Origin of the sequence: Bombilactobacillus thymidiniphilus (assembly GCF_023380245.1) — a bacterium.
Taxonomy (GTDB): Bacteria; Bacillota; Bacilli; order Lactobacillales; family Lactobacillaceae; genus Bombilactobacillus; species Bombilactobacillus thymidiniphilus.
The window spans coordinates 604,068-624,896 of sequence record NZ_CP093365.1 but is presented as its reverse complement, the minus strand read 5'-3'; the positions used below and the strand labels follow the sequence as shown (position 1 = coordinate 624,896).

Here is a 20,829-nt window from a genome sequence, read left to right as displayed (position 1 = left end):
ACTACATAATAACGAAGCTGTCACTTGAAAGCAAAAAACAGACTATTTGCGAGTCTGCTTTTTACGAAGAAAATGGACTATAAAGGTTGTTGCAAAGGCAATCACCAAAATGATTACAAAAATAGAATTATTTATCTCAATATCAATTGCGGGAATGGATAAGAAGAGTTTCACAGCAATGACTAAAATCAAAATGTAAGCCATAGGTTCTAATTCTGGAATTTTGTTCATCAATTTGATAATGACTTCAGCAACTCCACGCATGGCAATGATCCCAACGATACTACCGATTAAAATAATAACCGGATTATTGGAAATTGCGACCAGCGTCAATACTGAATCCAAAGAAAACATGATATCAGTGAATTCAACAGAAATAATTACTTGCAATAAAGGTTTGAGACCTTTAATTTTGAACATTTTGTTTTTCTTTTTGCTACTATGGGATTTTTTGTAAAAAAAGCTAACCGCCATGTAAACTAAGTAAATCGCTCCTAGAACTTTGATCCACCATAATTTGATTAGAAAAGTTGCTACACCAATAATCAAAAAGCGAAAAATAAAAGCACCCCAAATACCGTAAAATAAAGCTTCTTCTTGTTCTTTTTTGGTTTCTAGAGTGTGCGCTTGCGCTGCCAGTACAATTGAATTGTCAACTGATAAAAGACATTCCATGACAATTAGGGAAAGAATTAACACCCAGTCGCTGGGTGAAGTAATCACTTGCTGCCAATTGTGTAGATCAAAAAAAGGTTTATATAAATTGATAATAAAATTCAAACTTTACTCCTTGATTTTGTTTATTATTATAACATTTTGTGAAAAATAAAAGTGATCATTTTTTCTGCTTATTATTATAATATTTTTAGCATAAATTGATCATTATTTAGATTAGTTTGCTACAATGATAACTGTTCGGTTGTTTTTGTGAGAAGGTGATCAAGTGCCGTCCGGGAACTTATTAGAAAGTAAAATGAAATTGCGATTACAAGGTGCGTTAATTCGGTTGTTGCAAACCAAGGAATTAACCAATATTACAGTTAAACGCTTGTGTGATGAGGCGCAAATTCATCGTACAACGTTTTATAATCACTACGAAAATATTTCTGATGTATTTGCAGATATCAAAACAAAAGTCATCATTCAGTGTGAAAAATTTATTGTGCGTCGCCATAAATTATTGCAGCTAAGTAATAAACAACAAATTTTGGATTTTTATACTGAATTTTTGCTCATTGTTCAAAAATATGAGTCGGTAATGCGTATTTTATTAAGTGATAGTTCAATTGGTAAATTTAAGCATGATTTATTGGTTGCTGCACAAAAATTAGATAGTAATGTCAAGCTTTATTATGAAAAAGTTTATATTATTGGTGGCATGTTTGATGTCATTCGTTATTGGCTAGATGATTGTCAATCAGTACCGATATCAGAATTAAGTCTGAACTTATTTGAGATTGGAACACTGGGGCGTCATTGTGATTTTTGATGAACTATTGGTTAAAACTAATATTGATGATAAATTTATCTTGTTATCTGCCGAGCAGTTTAGTAGACTGGAGTTAAATAAATCGAATAGTCATCGCAAAGGGGAGCTATTATGCTGAGAGTGATGAAAGTCAGACCCTTGAACCTGTTTGTTAGTACAAGCGTAGGAATTGTGATGAGTGTAGTAACACTCTAATTGCGAGACATTCAAAAGGAGTGTTTTTATGCGTAGTAAACAGTTGCAAACAATTGTTGAAGGAGCAATCATTGCCGCTTTAGCAATGGCGCTATCTTATGTTCCGCACAGTCTTGGTATTTCTTCCATTGAAATACTATATGGGACTGTGCCTATTTTTATTTATGCTTGGCGACGTGGAGGTAAAGCGGCGATTTCGGCAGGTATTGTGTGGGGATTGCTGGACTTATTTTTGCGCGGGTTTAGCAGTGGCAGTGTTTTCAATGCTTGGCAGGGTATTTTAGAATATCCAGTAGCGTTTGGATTGCTGGGAATTGCAGGGCTTTGGTCTGCGGCGATCAAAAAACGTGTGCAACAACATAAAAATATTTATGGCTTACTATTAGTGAGTGGTATTACTGCTTTATTGGCTAAATATTTGATTCATTTTTTTGCTGGCGTTTTAGTTTGGGGATCTTTTGCACCAAAATCTATGAATCCATGGGTGTATTCTTTGATTATCAATGGTGGTAGTGCATTAGCTACTTTGTTATTTGTGATTATTGTTGTCGGTTTACTGCAAAAAACGATTGCGAGATTTATTAACGTGTATTAAAGTGCGGTACAAAGTTATATAATGGTGGAAACGTTTTCTAAAATTAAGGAGTGATGCTGATGTATTATGTTGTCATGCCAGCGCGTGATATTCGAGATAATTTAGCAACAGAACAGTATTTGATGAATAATAAGGATTTTGATGAACCGTTAGTTTTATTTTATATTGAGAATCCTTGTATTATTGTCGGGCGTAACCAAAATACATTAGAAGAAATCAATGCAGAATATGTGCGTGAGCATCATATTACAGTCACGCGACGCTTGTCTGGTGGTGGAGCAGTTTACCAAGATGCCAACAATGTTTGTTTCAGTTTTGTGGTAGATGCAGATGATGAAGAGTTTGGTGATTTTAAGAAGATGACGCAACCCATTGTGGATGCTTTGAAGCATTTAGGTGCTAAGGATGTTGAAGTGTCCGGGCGTAATGATATTTTGGTGGATGGCAAAAAATTCTCAGGTAATGCGATGTATACGCAAAACGGCAAAACTTTTTGTCACGGTACATTGTCATATGATGTCGATTTAGATGTTTTAACGAAAGCCTTAAATGTGCCCGCCGACAAAATTAAGTCTAAGGGTATCAAGTCCGTGCGTAGTCGGGTTACCAATATCCGACCTTATTTGGACGAGCAATACCAAAATTTAACGACGGAACAATTTCGGGATACGTTGCTATTGAGTTTGTTTGAAGCGGATGATTTAGAGCAAATTAAGGATCATGAATATCAGTTGACGGATGAAGATCAAGAACAAATTGACCAAATTAAGCAAGAAACTTATGCTAATTGGGACTGGGTTTATGGCAAATCGCCACAATTTACGGTACAAAAAAGGCAACATTTTACTAGTGGGACGATTGATGCACGGCTTCAAATTACCAATGGTAAAATTGCAGCTATCAAATTTTACGGCGACTTTTTCGGTGTACAACCAGTAGCAGATTTAGAAACACAATTAATTGGCTTGGATTATGAGTTCGCTACGTTACAAGAATATTTGGCGGATATTGATATTGGGCAATTTTTCGCAGGAATTACTGCAGGCGAATTAGCCAAATTATTGTGCGATTAATTCGATAAAAAAATAGTCAAGATGAGGTTGATATTTCATCTTGGCTATTTTTTTATTTAGAAAAGTGATTTACTTTATTTTTCCAATCATCTAATGGTAGATAATGAAATTGCTGTAAAAATTCTTGAGAGTTATTGGGGAAAATACTTCCTTTAACGTTTTTGATATAATTTCCCTGTTTAACCAACGGTATGCCATCATACCATTTTCTTCTAAACTTATAAGTGCCATAATATTTGCCATTTTTAAAATATAATTTAACATTATACATACTTATAGATTTAGGACCTTCAGAATAGTAATATTGATTTTTACGTATTTGATCCATGCCTATAAAATAAACAGCAGAAAAATCATTAGTTTTCCCGTACAATTTATAGATATTATCCGTGCGGATATATTTGCCTGTGTGAAGGTCTACCTGGGGATAATCCGTATTATCTAAGGTATCTTTAGGAGAAACATCTATACCCACAGCTACATAATTTTCCTGATCTATTAACTTTAATACATTGGCTAGAACTTTTATTCCAATAAACTTGCCCTATTTTTATTTTTTTGACCGATTTAGCTTTGTGCGCCTCGCTTTTATGTTTACTGGATTTAGCTTGAACTACATTATTGTTTGAAATAGTTATTGTGCTTGTAAAAGCAGGAAGCAATAAAAATACGATCATTAAGAAATTACGTAATTTTTGCGTTTTCATTTTTATTGTCCCTTGACCATTTGATCGAATTCATGTCCTAGTTGTGTCGCATTATCTTTGGATGATTGACCATTTATAGAATAGTTTCCATGGGGTTCCGTATAACTATTCTGCGGTTTACCTAATTTTTTAGCTTCTTCCTCCAAAAGTGGCGATTTATATCCACTAGATTTATCATGACGCCATTGCGGATCCAAATCATGAACCACATTAATATCTAAATATTTATGCGTGTTACCTTTTTTATTACCATAATTAAAACTAGCACCATTGATTTGTCCATTGAGATTAATGCCATCGGGATCAATTTCATTTTGGAACTTCCCTTCGCTGTTTAAAAGAAACTCTGTATGAAAATTTTGCGTAACCTTGTAATCACCTTTGCCATAGCCTTGGGGATATTCGCCTGTAGACCGATTCATTTTCTGATGCAATCGGGAACCTTCCAGCTCATAAGACCCCTTGCCACAATCCTTCATGTAATTGGCTAGCTTTTCTGCGTCTGTTTTTCCCGGGTAATTATCGCGGATATACTGCGCCTGCTGAGCAGAAATGATATAGCGCAAATTATGGATTTTTTGTCCCAAATTGGAACCGTCGTTGAGTCCATTTTCCGTTGGGAATGCGGTTTGGACGGTTTTAGCCAAACTATCCCAGAATTTATTATTTGGCGCTAACTTTTTATCAAAGTGCGCCAACAGTTTCCGGGTGGATTCGGCATCTTCTGGTAAATTGCCCGGAACTTGCAGTACTTTAGTCAAAGTGGTCAATTTTTGCTTAGCGATTGCCGGACTCTTATCTAGCTGCCAAACATTCCACATGTCCATGAAGACTTTGGAACCCACGGTTTGGCTTTGCTTGTAAATGTGATTCAAGTGCTGCATGTCGACCGTTTTGAGACTGGCTTTTTGTTGATGCTTATTCAAATATTTTACATAAGCTAACTGGCTACTAGCCGGCCAGCCTTCTTTACTTAGCTTCTTTAATTGTTTTTTGACTGCGGCACGATATTCTTTGCGCCCCGCAGCATCTAATCCTGCTGGATAACTGATCGTTGCCAAAATATAGTCTAACTTATGATCCGAATAATGTTCAACACTTTTCAGCCAGTCGGAGTCGGCACTAATATTTAGCGAACCGTCGGGATTCATGGTGCTGTCATTAATGGCTGCCAAACCTCGGGCAATCTGGGCAATAACGTCATCTTCCGCATCAAATAAGGATTTAGTTTTTTGTTGCGCTTCTTTGAGTGCCTGCAAGCGCTTTTGTTCATTTTTTGTCATCGCTTGCAGTGGCGCCATGGCTTGCTGCACTAAGCTTTTGCCGATGGGTGTGGCGCGTTTGAGGGAACTGAGCGCACTCGTCATTTTCTGAAAAGATTGAATGTTAGCTTCTAATTCGGCTTCATCCAAAACATTGCCATAGCCTTGCAATGTAGCATCGGTTTGTTGAAATACCGAAACTTTGCCTTGCACACTGTCATTTAGATCTGAAAAAGCCGTGATCACTGGCATTACGGTGCTTTCTAGCGATTGACTGACTTTACTGTAAGCCGTGCCGGACAAGGCTTGCCCGGTGCCAATATCACTTTGGAGCGCTGAGATGGCTTGCTTTAAGTCAGCAATAGCTGGCTCAATTACCTTAATATGTACCCCCTTATAATTCGATTATAAAAAAGTGTTATTTATTAGGCAAGGTTTATTTCATCAAAGAAAATCTACTTTTGTAAATTAGGTAAAATTAATTTATCATTAATTAAAAATCAATTTGGGGTGAAAGGAGTAGCCGGTTATGTTAAAAGAACAGATTGCGGCGGCTGTCAAAAAAAATACTGTTGCGGCGCAAAAAAAGTATCAAGTCCTAGATACGCAGGCGTTAGGCCGTCAGATGAAAGTTAAGCGAAACACAATCAGTCATTACTTGAATGTTTTATGGCGCGAACAAAAACTCATAAAAGTTAATTCACGTCCCGTGATTTTTTGGGATCGGCAAGTGTTGGAAGATACTTATCATGTGTCTTTGCAAGCAGAGTATGTTTCACAGCAAGCCTTGCAAGCAATTTTGCAAACGGCGTCATCCCGAGATAATGCTGTTTTGGATCATATTATTGGTAGCCAAGGATCTTTATATGTGCCGTTGGAGCGTTTGAAAGCTGCGGCGGGTTATCCAGACACCGGCCTACCAATGTTAATTACTGGTTCGACTGGCTCGGGGAAAAGTTTTTTGGCACGAGCTTATTATGATTATTGTGTTGAACAAGGGTATTTAAGCGATACGGCGCGCTTTTTGCAATTGAATTGTGCTGAATATGCGGATAATCCCGAACTCTTGACTAGTAATTTATTTGGTTATCGCCAAGGTGCTTTTACTGGAGCTACACAAAATAAAACCGGGCTTTTTGATGAAGCTGATGGTGGCGTCTTATTTTTAGATGAAATCCATCGTTTGAACGCTAAAGGACAAGAAAAACTATTTCGCTATCTAGACACTGGATTGATCTCGCCATTAGGAGAAACTAAAAATAGCCAGAAGGTACGAGTACGCTTGGTTTTTGCTACAACTGAAAATTTAGATAGTTATTTTTTGGATACTTTTTTACGCCGGGTGCCTATTCAAATTACGTTACCGCCGTTAAAAGATCGTAATGATTCGGAAATTGCCAGTCTGGTTAAGTTATTTTATTTACGGCAATCCCAAAAAATCAAAAAAACAATCACTGTAGATCAAACGGTTGTTCGAATACTAAAAACGAATAATTATTCTCATAACGTAGGCGAACTCAAAAATGCGGTGATTATTTCAGTGGCAAATGCTTTACAACGTGGGGAAGATAAGGCACAGCTAGCGGTCAATGTGGTTGATTTGCCTAGTGATATTTTACAGACGGTAACATTGCTGCCCGATATCCGGTCAAAACAGCTGGTTATTACGCCACAAGCGACTTTGCAACAGTTAATTGGCGCCAAACAGCCAGCTAATAATGTTATTCAAAAAACAATTAATTCCTGGCTACAAGTGTACCAAACTACTAATAATTCGGCAGATTTTTGGAGTAATTGTCTAGGCGTTTTGAATCATTTATGTGATGATTTGATGTTTAAATCTGCGACACAAGTTTGTCCTTTACCGCTATCCTTTTATAAAAACTTTTTTCAAGGTGAATTAAAACAAATTGCGCTACAAAATCATTTGCGGGTGAATGGCAATATGGCGATGTTGTTGTCATATTACTTTTATCGGCGCCAAACAGCAATGGTTGAATTATCACCTAAGCAGCAACAAATCTGCCAAAAATTAGTGACTCATTTTCAACAAACTGATCCAAAATTATGGGCAATTGTTACTGAGATGCATAATTTGATTGTGCAAAATACGAAGCTTCAAAATTCAATGGCAGATCAATTGTTTTTATACTTCTATTTGCACGATAAAATGCAAGAAATTCCTCGTCAGACATTAAGATGTATCGTTTTGGCACACGGGTATTCCACTGCAAGCAGTATTGCTGATGTGGCAAATGAGTTGACCGGTGAGCATTTGTTGGATGCTTTGGATATGCCAATCGATATTCAAGTGCCCGAGATTGGCAGAAAAGTTGATAACTATGCGCATTCTTTGACGCAAGTTACTGGATTAATTGCTTTGGTAGATATGGGATCTTTAGCTGACATCAAAAAATATTTGCAGCCTGATTTAACTTTTCCGATTGCTGTGATGACCAATGTTTCCACGCAATCTGCTTTAGTGACCGCGCAAAGTATTCAAAATCAATTGCCATTGCAAGATATTATGGAAGCAGTCTCACAGCAAGTGGTGACGACTAAGCAAGTTATTTATCCGCCAACCATTAAGAAAAATTTGATTATTACTTGCTGCTTAACAGGTATTGGTACTGCTAATAAAATTCGGCAGCTTTTAATGGCTAGTTTGCCAGAAGATAGCGATTTAGAAGTGCAATCTTTTGAGTATAGTCACTTGAAAGATTCATCGCAATTGGCTTTTTTGCAACAAATTTATAATATTGTTTTCGTGATTGGGACGATTGATCCTGAGGTGAAAGAAGTAAAATATTATCCTTTAGAGACGATTATTTCAGGCACTAATGCAGCTGCTTTAAAGAATCTTTTGGCAAATTATTTAACTAAAGCACAATTGGCAGAATTTAATAAGCATTTAATTCGTAATTTTACTTTAGAGCGCGTGATTAATTCTTTAACTATTTTAGATGCTAATATTGTTATGCAAAATATTGATCTGGCTTTAGAGCGCTATACCAAGCTTAGTCAACAAGAGCTTTCTAACATGACGCGAATGTCTTTATATGTTCATGTCAGCTGCTTGATTGAGCGTGTTGTGCGAAATGAACCGATCACAACTTATGATATGCACCAGATTAGTGACACTAATCAAAAAATCACTTTAAAAAATATTCAAAAAGCTTTTAGTGTCATTGAAGATTGCTATAGTGTCAAAATACCTTTAGCAGAATATGGTTATATTTATGATATTATCGTTGCTAATTAATTTTTTCTTGGAGCGTGCCACAAATTGGCACGCTTTTTGCTTGTAAATAAGTGTAGTTGTAAAGGAGTTTATGGCGATGAAAATAATTTTGGCTAGTCATGGAGAATTGGCACTAGGAATGAAGCAAACCTTAGAAATGATTGTTGGTGAGCAAACACAAATTGTAGCTATTGATGCTTATGGCGATGAAAACAGCGATTTCATGGCGACGATTGAAGAACAGTTAGTCGATCAAAAATCAGCAGTTTTAGTAACCGATATTTGGGGAGGATCTGTTAATAATTCATTGATGGAATTAGTTTTACAACAACCACAATTATTGCTAATAACTGGTATGAATTTACCGCTAGTTTTGGCGATTGCAACTGCAGCCGATCAATTGACTTTGGATAATTTGCGAACAATCGTTTGTGATAGCCAAAAAAATATTATTTTGGTCAATGATAAATTGCAGCAACTAAAAGGAGGTGAGAACAATGATTAAATTCGTGCGCATTGATCATCGTTTGCTGCATGGTCAAGTTTTATTCTCGTGGACTAAATCACAAAATATTGCACGGATTATCGTGATTGATGATGAAGCAGCAACTGATGATTTGAAGAAAATGACCATGAAGTTATCTAAACCGGCGGATATTAAGTTGAGTGTTTTTACAATTGAGCAAGCCCGCGAGCGCATAACAAAAATTAATGGTGTGAGTGAAAATACGATGGTTATTTTTGGCAATGTTGCAACGGCGGCAGCAATTACACCTTTGCTGAGTGATGTTAAAGCGGTGAACTATGGTGGGATCCCCAAACGTCCAGACACTCAAAAATTTAGCAATTTTATCTTTTTAACGGCACCGGAAGTTGAGCAGAGTAGAGCTTTGAAAGAAGCAGGACTTGACTTATATATGCAACAAGTGCCAACCTCACATCGCGAAAGTTTAACAGCCTTGCTGTAAAAAGGAGGGGGAATCAATGCTTGTTAAAGCCATCTTACTAGGTTTAGTTGGGGTATTAGGTAATTTAGATTCACGATTTTTAGGACGTACTAATTTAGAACAACCTTTGGTAATGGGAGCTTTTGTTGGTCTAGTTTTGGGTGATTTGACAAAAGGCTTGATTGTTGGTGCTTCTTTAGAATTAGTCTTCATGGGTATGGCTAATATTGGTGCCGCTGCTCCACCAGATTTGGTTTTGGGATCTGTGATTGCCACGTCTTTTGCGATTTTATCGCACACCAATGCCCAAACTGCATTGACTATCGCTTTGCCAGTGGCGATTTTAGGACAAATGATCGGCATTGTATTGCGCATGTTCATGTCCACTTTTAATCGGTGGGCTGCAGCAGACATTGATGCTGGCAAATTTGCTAAAGCACGGCGTTTGCACATTTTATGGGGCCTTTTATTAAATGTTTCAATGTATTTCATCTTGATTTTTCTATCGATTTATTTTGGTACCGGTGTAGTGAAAGTTGTTGTTAAAGCAATTCCTACTTGGTTGACGAATGCTTTGACTTTAGCAAGTAAAATTTTACCAGCATTTGGTTTTGCTTTGTTAATGCAAACAATGCTGACCAAAAAAACAGTCGTATATTTATTGATTGGTTTTTTCATTACAGCTTACGGTAACTTATCAGTCATTGCAGTAGCTATTTTTGCAGTCTTATTAGTTTTAGTATTAAACGAAATTTTACCTAAGAAGAATGTTGCTACAACAACTGAACAAAATGATGATGACTTAGAAGAATTGTGAAGGGGTTGAATAAATTATGCAAACATGGACAGTTCCGACCTTAAATAAGCGACAGTCACGTAAGCGTTATTGGTCATTTTTCTGGCGTTCTTATGCAATTCAAGCTTCATGGAATTATGAAGGACAAATGAATTTAGGTTTCTTATATGGTATTGCGCCGGTGATTGATCGCATTTATGGTGACGGTACACCAGCGAGCTTAGAAGCAAAAAAAGATGCTTATCGTCGTCATTTGGCATTTTATAATTGCACGCCACAAACCAGTTCCTTTGTTCTCGGCGTAGCATCTTCAATGGAAGAAGAATATGCGCGCAATCCGACCAGTTTTGATCCGAATTCTATAAACGCTGTGAAATCTTCATTGATGGGACCATTGTCTGGGGTAGGTGATTCTTTTTTCCAAGGGACAATCAAAGTGTTGGCTTTTGGATTGGGTGTTAATTTTGCCCGTAAAGGCAGTATTTTGGGTCCGATTTTGGCAGTTTTGATCTCGTTTGTGCCAGCCTTCTTGGTGACTTATTATGGCGGTAAATTAGGTTATACTGCGGGTAATAAATTTTTAACGAAGTTGACCAAAGCCGGCATTATGGATCGCGCAATGTACTTGGTTACGATTGTCGGTTTGATGGTGATTGGTTCGATGATTGCCAGTATGATTGGCATCACCACGCCCATTCATATGGGCAAAGCGTTCAGTTTGCAGAAAACATTAGATACGATTTTTCCGCAAATGATACCGCTGGCTTTTACGTTTGTGATGTATTGGTTGCTCCAAAAAAAGGTCACAACCGGTTGGATTTTAGTGATTTGTATTGTTAGTGGTCTTGTTTTGAGTCCACTCGGAATTTTTAAATGAATTTAGGAGGAATTTTATTATGACAACGACACCAAAAAGTATTATTGCAGATATTAAACGTAAGCAACCCAAAATTAATCGGGTGATTTTTACCGGTTGCGGTGCTTCTATGTCTGATCTTTATCCAGCATATTATTTTGTGGCTCAAGAAAGTAAGCATTTATTGTCCGCTATTAAGCAAGCCAATGAATTCAATTATGCAGCACCCAAGAACATTGGTGCTGATACAATTGTGATTACTGCTTCATTGGGTGGAACTACACCAGAATCTATTGCTGCAACTAAATATGCGCGTGAATTAGGAGCACACGTTATCACATTATCACATGATCCTAATTCACCAATTGTTAAAGAAGCTGAATATAGCTTGATTCATGGTTTTGAAGAAGATTATGCCCATAAAACTGAAAAAATGAAAATGGCTTTGGAATTAGCCGTAGAAATTGTTAATCAATTTGAAAGCTATGAATTTTATGATGAAGCACAAAATGCTTTTGACGGCATTTTCGCCTTGATTAATGAAGAAGCAGCCATGTCTGAACCAGCAGCTATAGAATTTGCTGATAGATATCAAAACGAAGATAAAATTTATGTATTAGGTAGCGGAGCAACTACAGGAGTCGCTTATTCAACAGCTTCCTTTTTATTTATGGAAATGCAATGGATCAGCGCACCGACTATCAATTCAGGTGAATTCTTCCACGGACCATTTGAATTAGCTGTGAAAGATGCACCGTACTTGTTATTTATGAATGATGGTCAAACACGTCATTTGGATGCACGGGCATTAGAATTTTTGCAAAGATTTGAAACTAAAAATACGGTAATTGATGCAAAAGATCATAATCTGGCTTCCGTGGCTTCTAAAAACGTCATTGATTACTTCAATCCAATCTTATTGACTGGTGTTATGCGTATTTATGCGGTTAAACTGTCTGAAAAACGCCAACATCCGCTTACAAAACGTCGTTATATGTGGAAGTTGGAAAATTATTAAAGCCAATGCTTAGGCTGTATCCACATTTTGGTGGGTACAGTTTTTTATTTAGGGAGAAGAATAATGATTAAAGCAATTATTTTTGATATGGACGGAGTATTAATTAATTCGGAGCAATTTTATTTTCAGCGCCGATTGGAATTTTTGCGTAGTAAGCAGCAAATAGCTGGTTCACAAAACTTTCAAGATTATGTTGGAGCCAGTAATCAGCGTGTTTGGCAATTGTTAGTGCCTGAAAATGAAAAATTACGGAATCAACTTGCAAAAGAATACGTAATTTATCAACAGAATCACCCATTAGTTTATCCGACGGTGCTTAATCCAGATGTTAAATCAGTTTTGTGTTGGCTGCAAAAACAACATATTACAGTGGCTTTAGCATCTGCTAGTTCCTTAAAAGAAGTGCGGCGTATGCTAAGAGAATGTAATTTAACTGCTTATTTTCAAGTAGTTTTGAGTGGAGAAGAAATCAAGCATAATAAACCCGCACCAGATATTTATTGGCAAGCAATAAATAAATTGCAGTTGCCTAGTCAGCAATGTCGCGTTGTTGAAGATAGTGCCATCGGGATTCAAGCTGCTAAAGCAGCTAATTTGACGACTTGGGCACTTAAGCAAAATTACATGGTCGATCAAAGTGCCGCGGATTTAGTTTTACCGAATTTACTAGCAATTGAAAAATATTGTATATGATAATGAAACATGTTTCTTAAGAAGCTAAAAAAGCATTGGTTTTTTATAAACAAAATGCTATGATGTTTCTTGTAAACGTTATCTTTGTTGATATATTAAGGAGGAACAGCATATGGGGGTACATAAATTACGTCCAGATTTTTTATGGGGAGGAGCAGTGGCTGCGCATCAACTGGAAGGTGGCTGGCAAGAAGGTGGCAAAGGTGTGAGTGTAGCTGATATTATGACAGCTGGTGCCAATGGAGTGCCCCGTCAAATTACTGCTGGTGTTGAAGCTGATAAATATTATCCTAATCATGAAGCCATTGATTTTTATCATCGTTATCCGCAAGATATTAAGTTATTTGCAGAAATGGGTTTTAAATGTTTTCGGACATCGATTGCGTGGACACGGATTTTTCCACAAGGTGATGAAGAGCAGCCTAATGAAGCTGGCTTGCAATTTTATGATGATTTATTTGATGAATGCCTTAAATATGGTATTGAACCGGTCATTACATTGTCGCACTTTGAAATGCCCAATCATTTAGTTGATGAATACGGTGGTTGGCGTAATCGCAAGTTAATTGATTTCTTTACACGTTTTGCAGAGGTCGTTTTTAAGCGTTATCGCAATAAGGTTAAGTATTGGATGACTTTTAATGAAATCAATAATCAAACTGATTATCGGGATCCTTTTGCAATGATGGTGAACTCTGGCTTGCGCTTGCAAGACGGTGAAAACATGGAAAAAACGATGTATCAGGCAGCTCATTATGAATTAGTGGCTAGCGCTAAAGCAGTACAAATAGGACATCAAATTAATCCTGATTTTGAAATTGGTGCCATGATCGCAATGGTGCCGCTATACCCAGCAACAGCTAATCCACGTGATGTCATGAAAGCACAACGGGCGATGCAAACACGTTATTGGTTCGCTGATGTGCAAGCTAATGGTTTTTATCCTAAATGGTTGCAAATTTATCAAGCTGATCAAGAATGGCAGTTGGATATTACGCCGGAAGATTTGGCTATTTTGCAACAAGACACAGTAGATTATATTGGCTTTAGTTACTATATGTCGCGTGCAGTGCAAGCTAAACCTTCTGAACCGGCTGATTATCATTATGATGAAGATCAAGATAGTACAGCTAATCCTTATGTTAAGTCTTCAGAATGGGGTTGGCAGATTGATCCTGAAGGTTTGCGCTACGCACTAAATTGGTTTGAAGATCGTTACCATAAGCCACTATTCATCGTGGAAAATGGTTTTGGTGCAGTTGATCAAAAGGGTGCTGATGGTACAGTTCATGATCAATATCGTATTGATTACTTAAAGGCGCATATCGAACAAATGAAATTGGCAGTTGAAGAAGATGGCGTGGACTTGATGGGCTACACACCTTGGGGTTGCATTGATTTGGTTTCTGCAGGTACTGGACAAATGTCTAAGCGCTATGGCTTTATTTACGTTGACAAAGATGATCAAGGTCAAGGTACGTTAGCGCGCTCGAAAAAAGATTCTTTTGCATGGTATCAAAAAGTAATTGCCAGTAATGGAGAAGATTTAAGCTAGGGGATGAATTAATGGCAAAGCAAGACGGTTTTTTACAGAAAAAATTAATTCCACTTCTACAAAAAATATCGGCTGAACGGCACATGATTGCGTTGCGTGATGGAATGGCTAGTGCAATTCCGATGATTATTATCGGATCTATCTTTATGATTATTGCGCAGTTTCCAATTAAGAGTTACTTGCACTTTATGGCACACGTTTTTGGACCTAATTGGGCGACGGTAGTGCAATATATCTCCAACGCTTCATTTCATATTATGGGCTTGATAGCGGTAATCGGTATTTCTTATAGTTTAGCACGCAGTTATAAAGTTGATCCGTTTTCAACTTCGATTGTGGCATTAGGTGCTTTCATCTTAACTATTCCATTAAAGACAGATAAAAATGGTGCATTATGGGTTCCTTTGCAACAATTGGATTCTTCCGGTTTATTTATTGCTATCTTAGTAGGTTTGTTTGTCACTGATTTATATGTTTGGGTGGTTCACAAAAATTGGACAATTAAAATGCCGGAAAGTGTACCACCAGCAGTTAGCAATTCTTTTGCATCACTAATTCCTGGTGCGATTGCATTATTTGTTGTCTGGCTGATTCGCTTAGGTGTAGAAGCGACGCCAATGAAGAGTATTCCTAATGTAATAAACTTCTTCTTACAACAACCACTCAGCCATCTAAGCAATACATTGCCAGGTGCTTTGATTGCTGAATTATTAGTTTGTGTATTATGGATTTTTGGTATTCATGGTTCTAATACTGTTGCTGGTGTAATGCAGCCTATTTGGTTGGCTGCTATGGCGCAAAATGCGACAGCCTTAAAAGCGGGACATGCCCTGCCGAACATTGTTACCCAACAATTTTTTGATAACTTTGTGCATATGGGTGGTTCAGGAGCTACTTTAGGTTTAGCTTTAATGATTGCTTTCATGTCTAAAAGTAAAGAATATAAAACTTTAGGCCAGTTAGTGGTTGGACCGGCAATTTTTAATGTCAACGAACCAATTATCTTTGGTTTACCAATTGTCATGAATTACAAAATAATTGTGCCATTCATTGCGGCACCATTGGCAAATGTGTTGACGACGTATTTTGCCATGAAATGGGGATTCGTAGCAAAAACTATGGGGGTTATGGTTCCTTGGACAACACCACCGATTTTATCCGGTTATTTAGCGACGGGGCACATTTCAGGTGCAGTGTTGCAGATTTTTAATATTATTTTAGACACTTTGATCTACTTTGTTTTCTTCAGAAATATGGATCGGCAAAAAGTTAAAGAAGAGCAACAAATCACTGCTTAGTAGTGGTTTAATAGACTAATAAAAGATAACTAAGGGAGAAATAAGTATGAGTGTAAAGAAAATTATGTTAGTATGTGCGGCAGGAATGTCGACTAGCTTATTAGTTAGCAAAATGCAACAGGCTGCTAAAGATCAAGGCATTGAAGCCGAAATTTTTGCGACAGCGGTAGCAGATGCTGATAACCAATTGGAGACACAAAAGCCAGACGTTTTAATGTTGGGACCACAGGTCAGCTACATGTTGAATGAATTTAAAGACAAGGTTGATATTCCAGTCGAAGTCATCAACATGCAAGATTATGGCATGATGAATGGCACAAAAGTTTTGACAACGGCGCTAAAATTAATCAATGGGTAGGAAATTAATTCAATGGACGAAAATGAAAATTTGCAAACAATTATGGGTCTGATTATGAATGGTGGCAATGCTAAAGGTGCTGCCTTTGAAGCCATCCAAGCAGCCAAGACAGGCGATTTTGTGACTGCAGAAGCTAAGCTAAAAGAGGCGGATAAAGCTTTGAGCGAAGCTCATAACTCACAAACTGATTTATTATCTGATGAAGCAAATGGTAAGCATACTGAGATCAGTTTGTTAATGGTGCATGGTCAAGATCATATCATGAATGCAATCACTTTTCGTGATTTAGCTGGTGAAATTGTTGCTCTTTATAAGCAATTAGCTGCTAAATAAGTACTTGAAAGTTTAAAAAAGAAAAGCCCGAACATTGTGTTCAGGCTTTTTTACATAAATTTAAGCAAGGGGGGATGTTTAATCATGGTGCAGCAAAAATTAACACCAACGCAAAATGTCATTTATCAATATATTATGGATCATAAGTCAGTAGTCAAAGACTACAGTTTGCGCCAGTTGGCGGCAAAGTTAAAAGTGGCACCAGCTTCAGTGGTGCGTACGGTCAAGAAATTGGGTTATAGGCATTACTATGAACTGTGTGCGCAATTAGACCAAGAAGTGCAAGGTCAAGTTCGGGTAGATGACATTACTTATCAAGCAAGTACGTTTTTTAGACAACAATTTAAGCAACAATACGAGCAATCTATTAAGCAATTTCAAAAAATGATCTTACCGACTACTAATTTCATCTTTTTTGGCGTAGGTACATCAGGAGATTTAGCCGGCTATGGAGCCCGCCAGTTTGTTAATAATGGTCAGATTGCCTTTGCGATGAATGATCCATTCAATCCTACACAGCTAGGTCGTAATTCTTATCGTAATTATGTGGTAATGATTTTGTCGGTCAGCGGAGAAACGGAACAAACTATCGATCAAGCGGTTAATTTTCAAGATCAAGGCGCGCAAGTCGTCAGCATTACTAATACATCAAGCAATACTTTGGCTGGCTTATCTGATATTAATTTCTCTTACAGTATTACACCACGCATTATTGGCAACAGCATTAATTTGACTAGTCAACTGCCGGTGGTCTATTTGTTGGAACGTTTAGCGCAAGCGACGCACACTCATTCAGTGAATTCTCTGGGCACTGGTGTCAAAAGAACGCAGTGATTTTTCAGCTTGTACCATATGTGAACGATAATTATTGATCTTAAATTTTAGTTTTTCAGCGGCGGTTTGAATATTTTGTTCCTGCTGTTCTAATTTTTGCAATTCTTCTTTTAAAAGTGCAATACGTTTAGGAATAGTTTGGTCACCTGCTTGAAACAATGTTAGATAGTGGCTCAGTGCTTTGATAGATAGTCCGGCTTGGCGCATGTGTCGGCTGAATTTAATCCAATCAATATCGTGATCATCAAAGTGACGAATGCCATGGACACGTTTAATTGGTGGAATTAATCCTATTTTTTCGTAATAGCGAATCGTATCAATCGAAGTATTAGTTAACTCACTAGCTTTTTGAATATTCATAATTTCCCCCTAGATTAATTTATCTTTTATAACCTGAAGTTTACTACAAGACAATAAAAAACACCGCTTATTTTTAAGCAGTGTCTAGTTGTTAATTATTTATCTGATTCAGATATTTGTTGTTGTTCGAAACGTTTATTACCTTTGTAAAGTTCAATAATTGTCCAAACTAGTAAGGCTAAAACTAAGAACATGGCAATATAAGCCAAAATGTTAGCTGTTTCTACTTGTCCAGCAGTTGGATGATCACCGAAGAAACCAGCAATGGAATCAGGTAAACCTTTTAAGTTCAAGTAAGTTAAGCCAATAACAGAAATCCAGCCTAAAATCTTGATCCACATGGAGTTTTTAAAACGTTGTCCCATTTCGATCTTACTGTCAGTAAACATCAATAATGGCAACATTGAAAATGGTAAAGCAAATGCTAAGAAGACTTGCGAATTATTCATTAAATCATTTAAAGCTTGATGTTGTTGGATATCAGATTGACCACTCGTCATTAATACACAAGCTAAAACTGGAATAACGGATATTAACCGTGTTACCAAACGACGTAACCAAAGTGGCATACGCATGTGAATGAAACCTTCCATGATAACTTGTCCAGTTAAAGTACCAGTGATTGTGGAGTTTTGTCCGGAAGCTAATAAAGCTACGGCGAATAAAGTAGATAAGACGCCGGTTTGTGCAACATTAGCCAAAATCCCATTACTCATTTTGGAAGTGTCTGATAAAGCTTCATACAAGCCAAAGAAAGAAGGATCTTGAACGGAACCTGATTTAAAGACTGCTACACCAGTAATCAATAATAACGCATTCACAAAGAAAGCAAATGTTAATTGAATATTGGAATCCCAAGCAGAAAATTTAACAGCTTCTGCTATATCTTTTTCACTACTATGATCAATTTTACGTGTTTGTGAAATGGAAGAATGCAAGTACAAATTATGTGGCATAACTGTTGCTCCGATGATTCCTAAAGAACCACTTAACGGTGTCATTCCACCAACTTGTTCGCTAGTTGACATGGACCGCGCACTAGGCACTAATCCTTTCAATACCGCCCCCCAGTTAGGGTCTGATAAAGCTACTTGATAAGCGAAAATAGCTAAAATTACGACAATTAAAGCGACAACCAAAGCTTCGATTTTGCGGAAGCCGATTTTGGTTAGTAATAACAACAATAAAACATCGAAAACGGTAATGAAAACGGCAATAACTAATGGAATTTTGAAGAGCAGATATAAAGCGATTGCGCCCCCAATAACTTCGGCAATATCTGTTGCCATAATCGCTAACTCTGTCAAAATCCATAAAATAATGCCTAATGATTTACTAGTTCGTGCACGAATGGCTTGCGCTAAGTCCATTTGCGTCACAATCCCGAGTTTGGCCGCCATGTATTGCAATAGCATCGCAATCAAACTTGAAATTAAGATGATCGACATTAGTAAATATTGAAAATTTTGTCCGCCAGTGATGGATGTAGACCAGTTACCTGGATCCATATAACCAACCGCCACCAGTGCGCCCGGACCTGAATAAGCTAATAGCATCCGCCAAAATCCCTTATTTTTTGGAACGTCAACAGTACCGTTGATTTCTTCTAGTGAGGGACCATTTGCATACTCTATTAAGTGGTGTTTTTTCTTAGTATTTTCTACCACAAAAATTCCTCCTTACTTTTCCCAAGAGACAATGATACTCCTACTTTCAGTAAAATTAAACCTAAAATTAAGCATACTTAAAAATACGCTTTAATTGCTATTTTATGAAAGCGTAGTAATAATTAATCTAAAGCCAAAACTGAGGAGTTAAGAAAAATGGCAGATCAAGTTAAATTACACGGTAAAAAATATTGGATTTTTGTTTTAACATTGTTGGCGGGAACTTTTACCATGTCCATTAGCCAGTCAGCATTATCGACAGCTTACCCAACTCTGATGCGTTATTTTCATATTAACGCTTCAGCAGTGCAATGGCTAACAACTGGGTTCATGTTAATTATGACAGTCATGATCCCAGTTAGCCCATGGTTATTAGCTAATATTCCCTTTAAAAAATTATTTATTAGTTTATTGATAATATTTGATGTGGGTACATTATTAATTATTTGGGCACCTAATTTTGGAACAATGCTATTGGGGCGTGCACTAGAAGCAGTGGCAGTTGGTGTTTTATTTCCTTCGTATCAAACTGTTTTATTAGATATTACAGATGAAGAACAGCGTGGAACAGTGATGGGCTTTGCAGGCTTAGTTATGGGATCAGCTCTAGCAGTTGGGCCGATTGTCTCTGGTGTGGTTTTGCATTTTTTTGCATGGCAAGGCGTTTTTATTTTGTTTTTTGTGGTGCTGACTGTGGTAGCGCTTATAGCGATTCAGACAGTGCTGAGTCCATTATCCTTGCAACATAGTAAACTAGATATTATTTCGGTGTTATCTTCGTTTAGTTTTATCGGATTTTTGTATGTTTTAACGACTAGTGGCAAAAATCTATCTTGGAACAAGACTTTAACAATTATTTTATTAAGCAGTGTGGTCGGACTGATTATCTTTATTTGGCGCCAGCTGACTAATCATCAGCCACTTTTGCAACTACGTGTTTTGCAAACGTTCAATTTTGATTTGGCAGTATTATTGACCGGATTTTCATATGTTTCCCTAATAGTAGTTACCATTATTTTTCCACTTTACTATCAAAATGTTTTACATTTATCACCTTTTATCTCGGGAATTGCACTTGTTCCGGGAGCAGTGGTGTTAAGCGTTTTGAATCCTTTGACCGGCATTTTAGCGGATAAATTAGGCTTTAAGCTGACTTTATCAATCGGCACAATCTTAATTGTCATTGGCTGGTTAGGTTTATTCGTATTGAATGAAAATTTAACTATTTGGTGGCTGTTGTTGCTAGCTGCCATTATTGAAGGTGGCAATGCTTTTGTCATGATGCCAGCAACAACTATGGGAGCAAATGCTTTACCAAAACAATTTATTTCCCATGGCACTGCTGTGATTACAACTTTGCGCCAAATTTTAGGCGCTCTAGGGGTGGCTTTAGCAACGATACTTTTAGCTTTGCCGAGTTCTGCCGGCAGTCAATTGCAGCGCCAACAACAGCAATTTCACTGGACATTTGGGGTTTTTTTAATAATTTCAGTAGTTGATGTCTTTTTCGCTGCTATTATTCGTGATGTTTCGATTAAATCAAAGAAATAGG

The 20,829-nt window shown here is 37.3% G+C and carries 21 protein-coding genes; 16 read left to right on the top strand and 5 right to left on the bottom strand.

The genetic code is table 11. The features are described from left to right. Positions 1–42 precede the first annotated feature (42 nt). Positions 43–780 carry a DUF475 domain-containing protein gene (locus tag MOO47_RS03350; RefSeq protein WP_249513385.1) on the bottom strand — a complete coding sequence of 246 codons (738 nt, stop codon included), beginning with the start codon at positions 778–780 and terminating at the stop codon, positions 43–45. 163 nt (positions 781–943) lie between these two features. On the opposite strand from MOO47_RS03350, the gene MOO47_RS03345 reads away from it, so the two are divergent. The 3 genes from MOO47_RS03345 (at position 944) to MOO47_RS03335 (ending at position 3,352) form a co-directional block, all read left to right on the top strand. Beyond that, positions 944–1,489, top strand: coding sequence for a TetR/AcrR family transcriptional regulator (locus MOO47_RS03345; RefSeq protein WP_249513384.1), 546 nt, complete (start codon positions 944–946; stop codon positions 1,487–1,489). 223 nt (positions 1,490–1,712) lie between these two features. Beyond that, complete coding sequence (gene thiT / locus MOO47_RS03340; protein WP_249513383.1) at positions 1,713–2,279, top strand: energy-coupled thiamine transporter ThiT; 567 nt, start codon at positions 1,713–1,715, stop codon at positions 2,277–2,279. Positions 2,280–2,338: 59 nt separating this feature from the next. Further along, entirely contained in the window at positions 2,339–3,352 is a 1,014-nt protein-coding gene (locus tag MOO47_RS03335) for a lipoate--protein ligase (protein WP_249513382.1), read from the top strand. A gap of 52 nt (positions 3,353–3,404) precedes the next feature. Here MOO47_RS03335 and MOO47_RS03330 read toward each other — a convergent pair whose 3' ends face one another. After that, positions 3,405–3,827: a hypothetical protein gene (locus tag MOO47_RS03330; RefSeq protein ID WP_249513381.1), complete on the bottom strand. Its 423-nt coding sequence runs from the start codon at positions 3,825–3,827 to the stop codon at positions 3,405–3,407. 234 nt (positions 3,828–4,061) lie between these two features. Then, a complete protein-coding gene (locus tag MOO47_RS03325) occupies positions 4,062–5,573 on the bottom strand; it encodes a DUF3114 domain-containing protein (RefSeq protein WP_249513380.1) in 1,512 nt (503 codons plus the stop codon). 277 nt (positions 5,574–5,850) lie between these two features. Here MOO47_RS03325 and MOO47_RS03320 point away from each other — a divergent pair, with 277 nt between their 5' ends. The 12 genes from MOO47_RS03320 to MOO47_RS03265 all read left to right on the top strand — a co-directional run bounded on the left by MOO47_RS03320 (position 5,851) and on the right by MOO47_RS03265 (position 17,250). Continuing rightward, positions 5,851–8,583: a sigma 54-interacting transcriptional regulator gene (locus MOO47_RS03320; RefSeq protein ID WP_249513379.1), complete on the top strand. Its 2,733-nt coding sequence runs from the start codon at positions 5,851–5,853 to the stop codon at positions 8,581–8,583. 76 nt (positions 8,584–8,659) lie between these two features. Then, the gene (locus MOO47_RS03315) at positions 8,660–9,067 is read left to right on the top strand and encodes a PTS sugar transporter subunit IIA (RefSeq protein ID WP_249513378.1); all 408 of its coding nucleotides are present in this window, start codon (positions 8,660–8,662) and stop codon (positions 9,065–9,067) included. Beyond that, entirely contained in the window at positions 9,060–9,530 is a 471-nt protein-coding gene (locus MOO47_RS03310; RefSeq protein WP_249513377.1) for a PTS sugar transporter subunit IIB, read from the top strand. The genes MOO47_RS03315 and MOO47_RS03310 overlap by 8 nt, the downstream gene beginning before the upstream one ends. A gap of 16 nt (positions 9,531–9,546) precedes the next feature. Continuing rightward, entirely contained in the window at positions 9,547–10,326 is a 780-nt protein-coding gene (locus tag MOO47_RS03305; protein WP_249513376.1) for a PTS mannose/fructose/sorbose/N-acetylgalactosamine transporter subunit IIC, read from the top strand. 16 nt (positions 10,327–10,342) lie between these two features. Further along, a complete protein-coding gene (locus MOO47_RS03300; RefSeq protein WP_249513375.1) occupies positions 10,343–11,182 on the top strand; it encodes a PTS system mannose/fructose/sorbose family transporter subunit IID in 840 nt (279 codons plus the stop codon). A gap of 19 nt (positions 11,183–11,201) precedes the next feature. After that, the gene (locus MOO47_RS03295; protein ID WP_249513374.1) at positions 11,202–12,179 is read left to right on the top strand and encodes an SIS domain-containing protein; all 978 of its coding nucleotides are present in this window, start codon (positions 11,202–11,204) and stop codon (positions 12,177–12,179) included. Between the two features lie 63 nt (positions 12,180–12,242). Next, the gene (locus MOO47_RS03290; protein ID WP_249513373.1) at positions 12,243–12,872 is read left to right on the top strand and encodes an HAD family hydrolase; all 630 of its coding nucleotides are present in this window, start codon (positions 12,243–12,245) and stop codon (positions 12,870–12,872) included. 112 nt (positions 12,873–12,984) lie between these two features. Continuing rightward, entirely contained in the window at positions 12,985–14,427 is a 1,443-nt protein-coding gene (locus MOO47_RS03285; protein ID WP_249513372.1) for a 6-phospho-beta-glucosidase, read from the top strand. Between the two features lie 11 nt (positions 14,428–14,438). Further along, positions 14,439–15,725, top strand: coding sequence for a PTS cellobiose transporter subunit IIC (celB, locus tag MOO47_RS03280; protein WP_249513371.1), 1,287 nt, complete (start codon positions 14,439–14,441; stop codon positions 15,723–15,725). A gap of 46 nt (positions 15,726–15,771) precedes the next feature. Further along, positions 15,772–16,083: a PTS sugar transporter subunit IIB gene (locus tag MOO47_RS03275; RefSeq protein ID WP_249513370.1), complete on the top strand. Its 312-nt coding sequence runs from the start codon at positions 15,772–15,774 to the stop codon at positions 16,081–16,083. Between the two features lie 12 nt (positions 16,084–16,095). Beyond that, complete coding sequence (locus MOO47_RS03270; protein ID WP_249513369.1) at positions 16,096–16,416, top strand: PTS lactose/cellobiose transporter subunit IIA; 321 nt, start codon at positions 16,096–16,098, stop codon at positions 16,414–16,416. Between the two features lie 84 nt (positions 16,417–16,500). Next, positions 16,501–17,250: a MurR/RpiR family transcriptional regulator gene (locus MOO47_RS03265; RefSeq protein WP_249513368.1), complete on the top strand. Its 750-nt coding sequence runs from the start codon at positions 16,501–16,503 to the stop codon at positions 17,248–17,250. Here MOO47_RS03265 and MOO47_RS03260 read toward each other — a convergent pair. Continuing rightward, a complete protein-coding gene (locus tag MOO47_RS03260) occupies positions 17,209–17,610 on the bottom strand; it encodes a MerR family transcriptional regulator (RefSeq protein ID WP_249513367.1) in 402 nt (133 codons plus the stop codon). The two genes, MOO47_RS03265 and MOO47_RS03260, sit on opposite strands and share 42 nt — an antisense overlap. Positions 17,611–17,705: 95 nt before the next feature. Then, positions 17,706–19,277, bottom strand: coding sequence for an Nramp family divalent metal transporter (locus MOO47_RS03255; RefSeq protein ID WP_249513366.1), 1,572 nt, complete (start codon positions 19,275–19,277; stop codon positions 17,706–17,708). A 156-nt stretch (positions 19,278–19,433) separates the two neighbouring features. Here MOO47_RS03255 and MOO47_RS03250 point away from each other — a divergent pair, with 156 nt between their 5' ends. Beyond that, on the top strand, positions 19,434–20,828 hold the full coding sequence (locus MOO47_RS03250; protein ID WP_249513365.1) for an MFS transporter: 1,395 nt from the start codon (positions 19,434–19,436) through the stop codon (positions 20,826–20,828). Position 20,829: the final 1 nt, after the last annotated feature.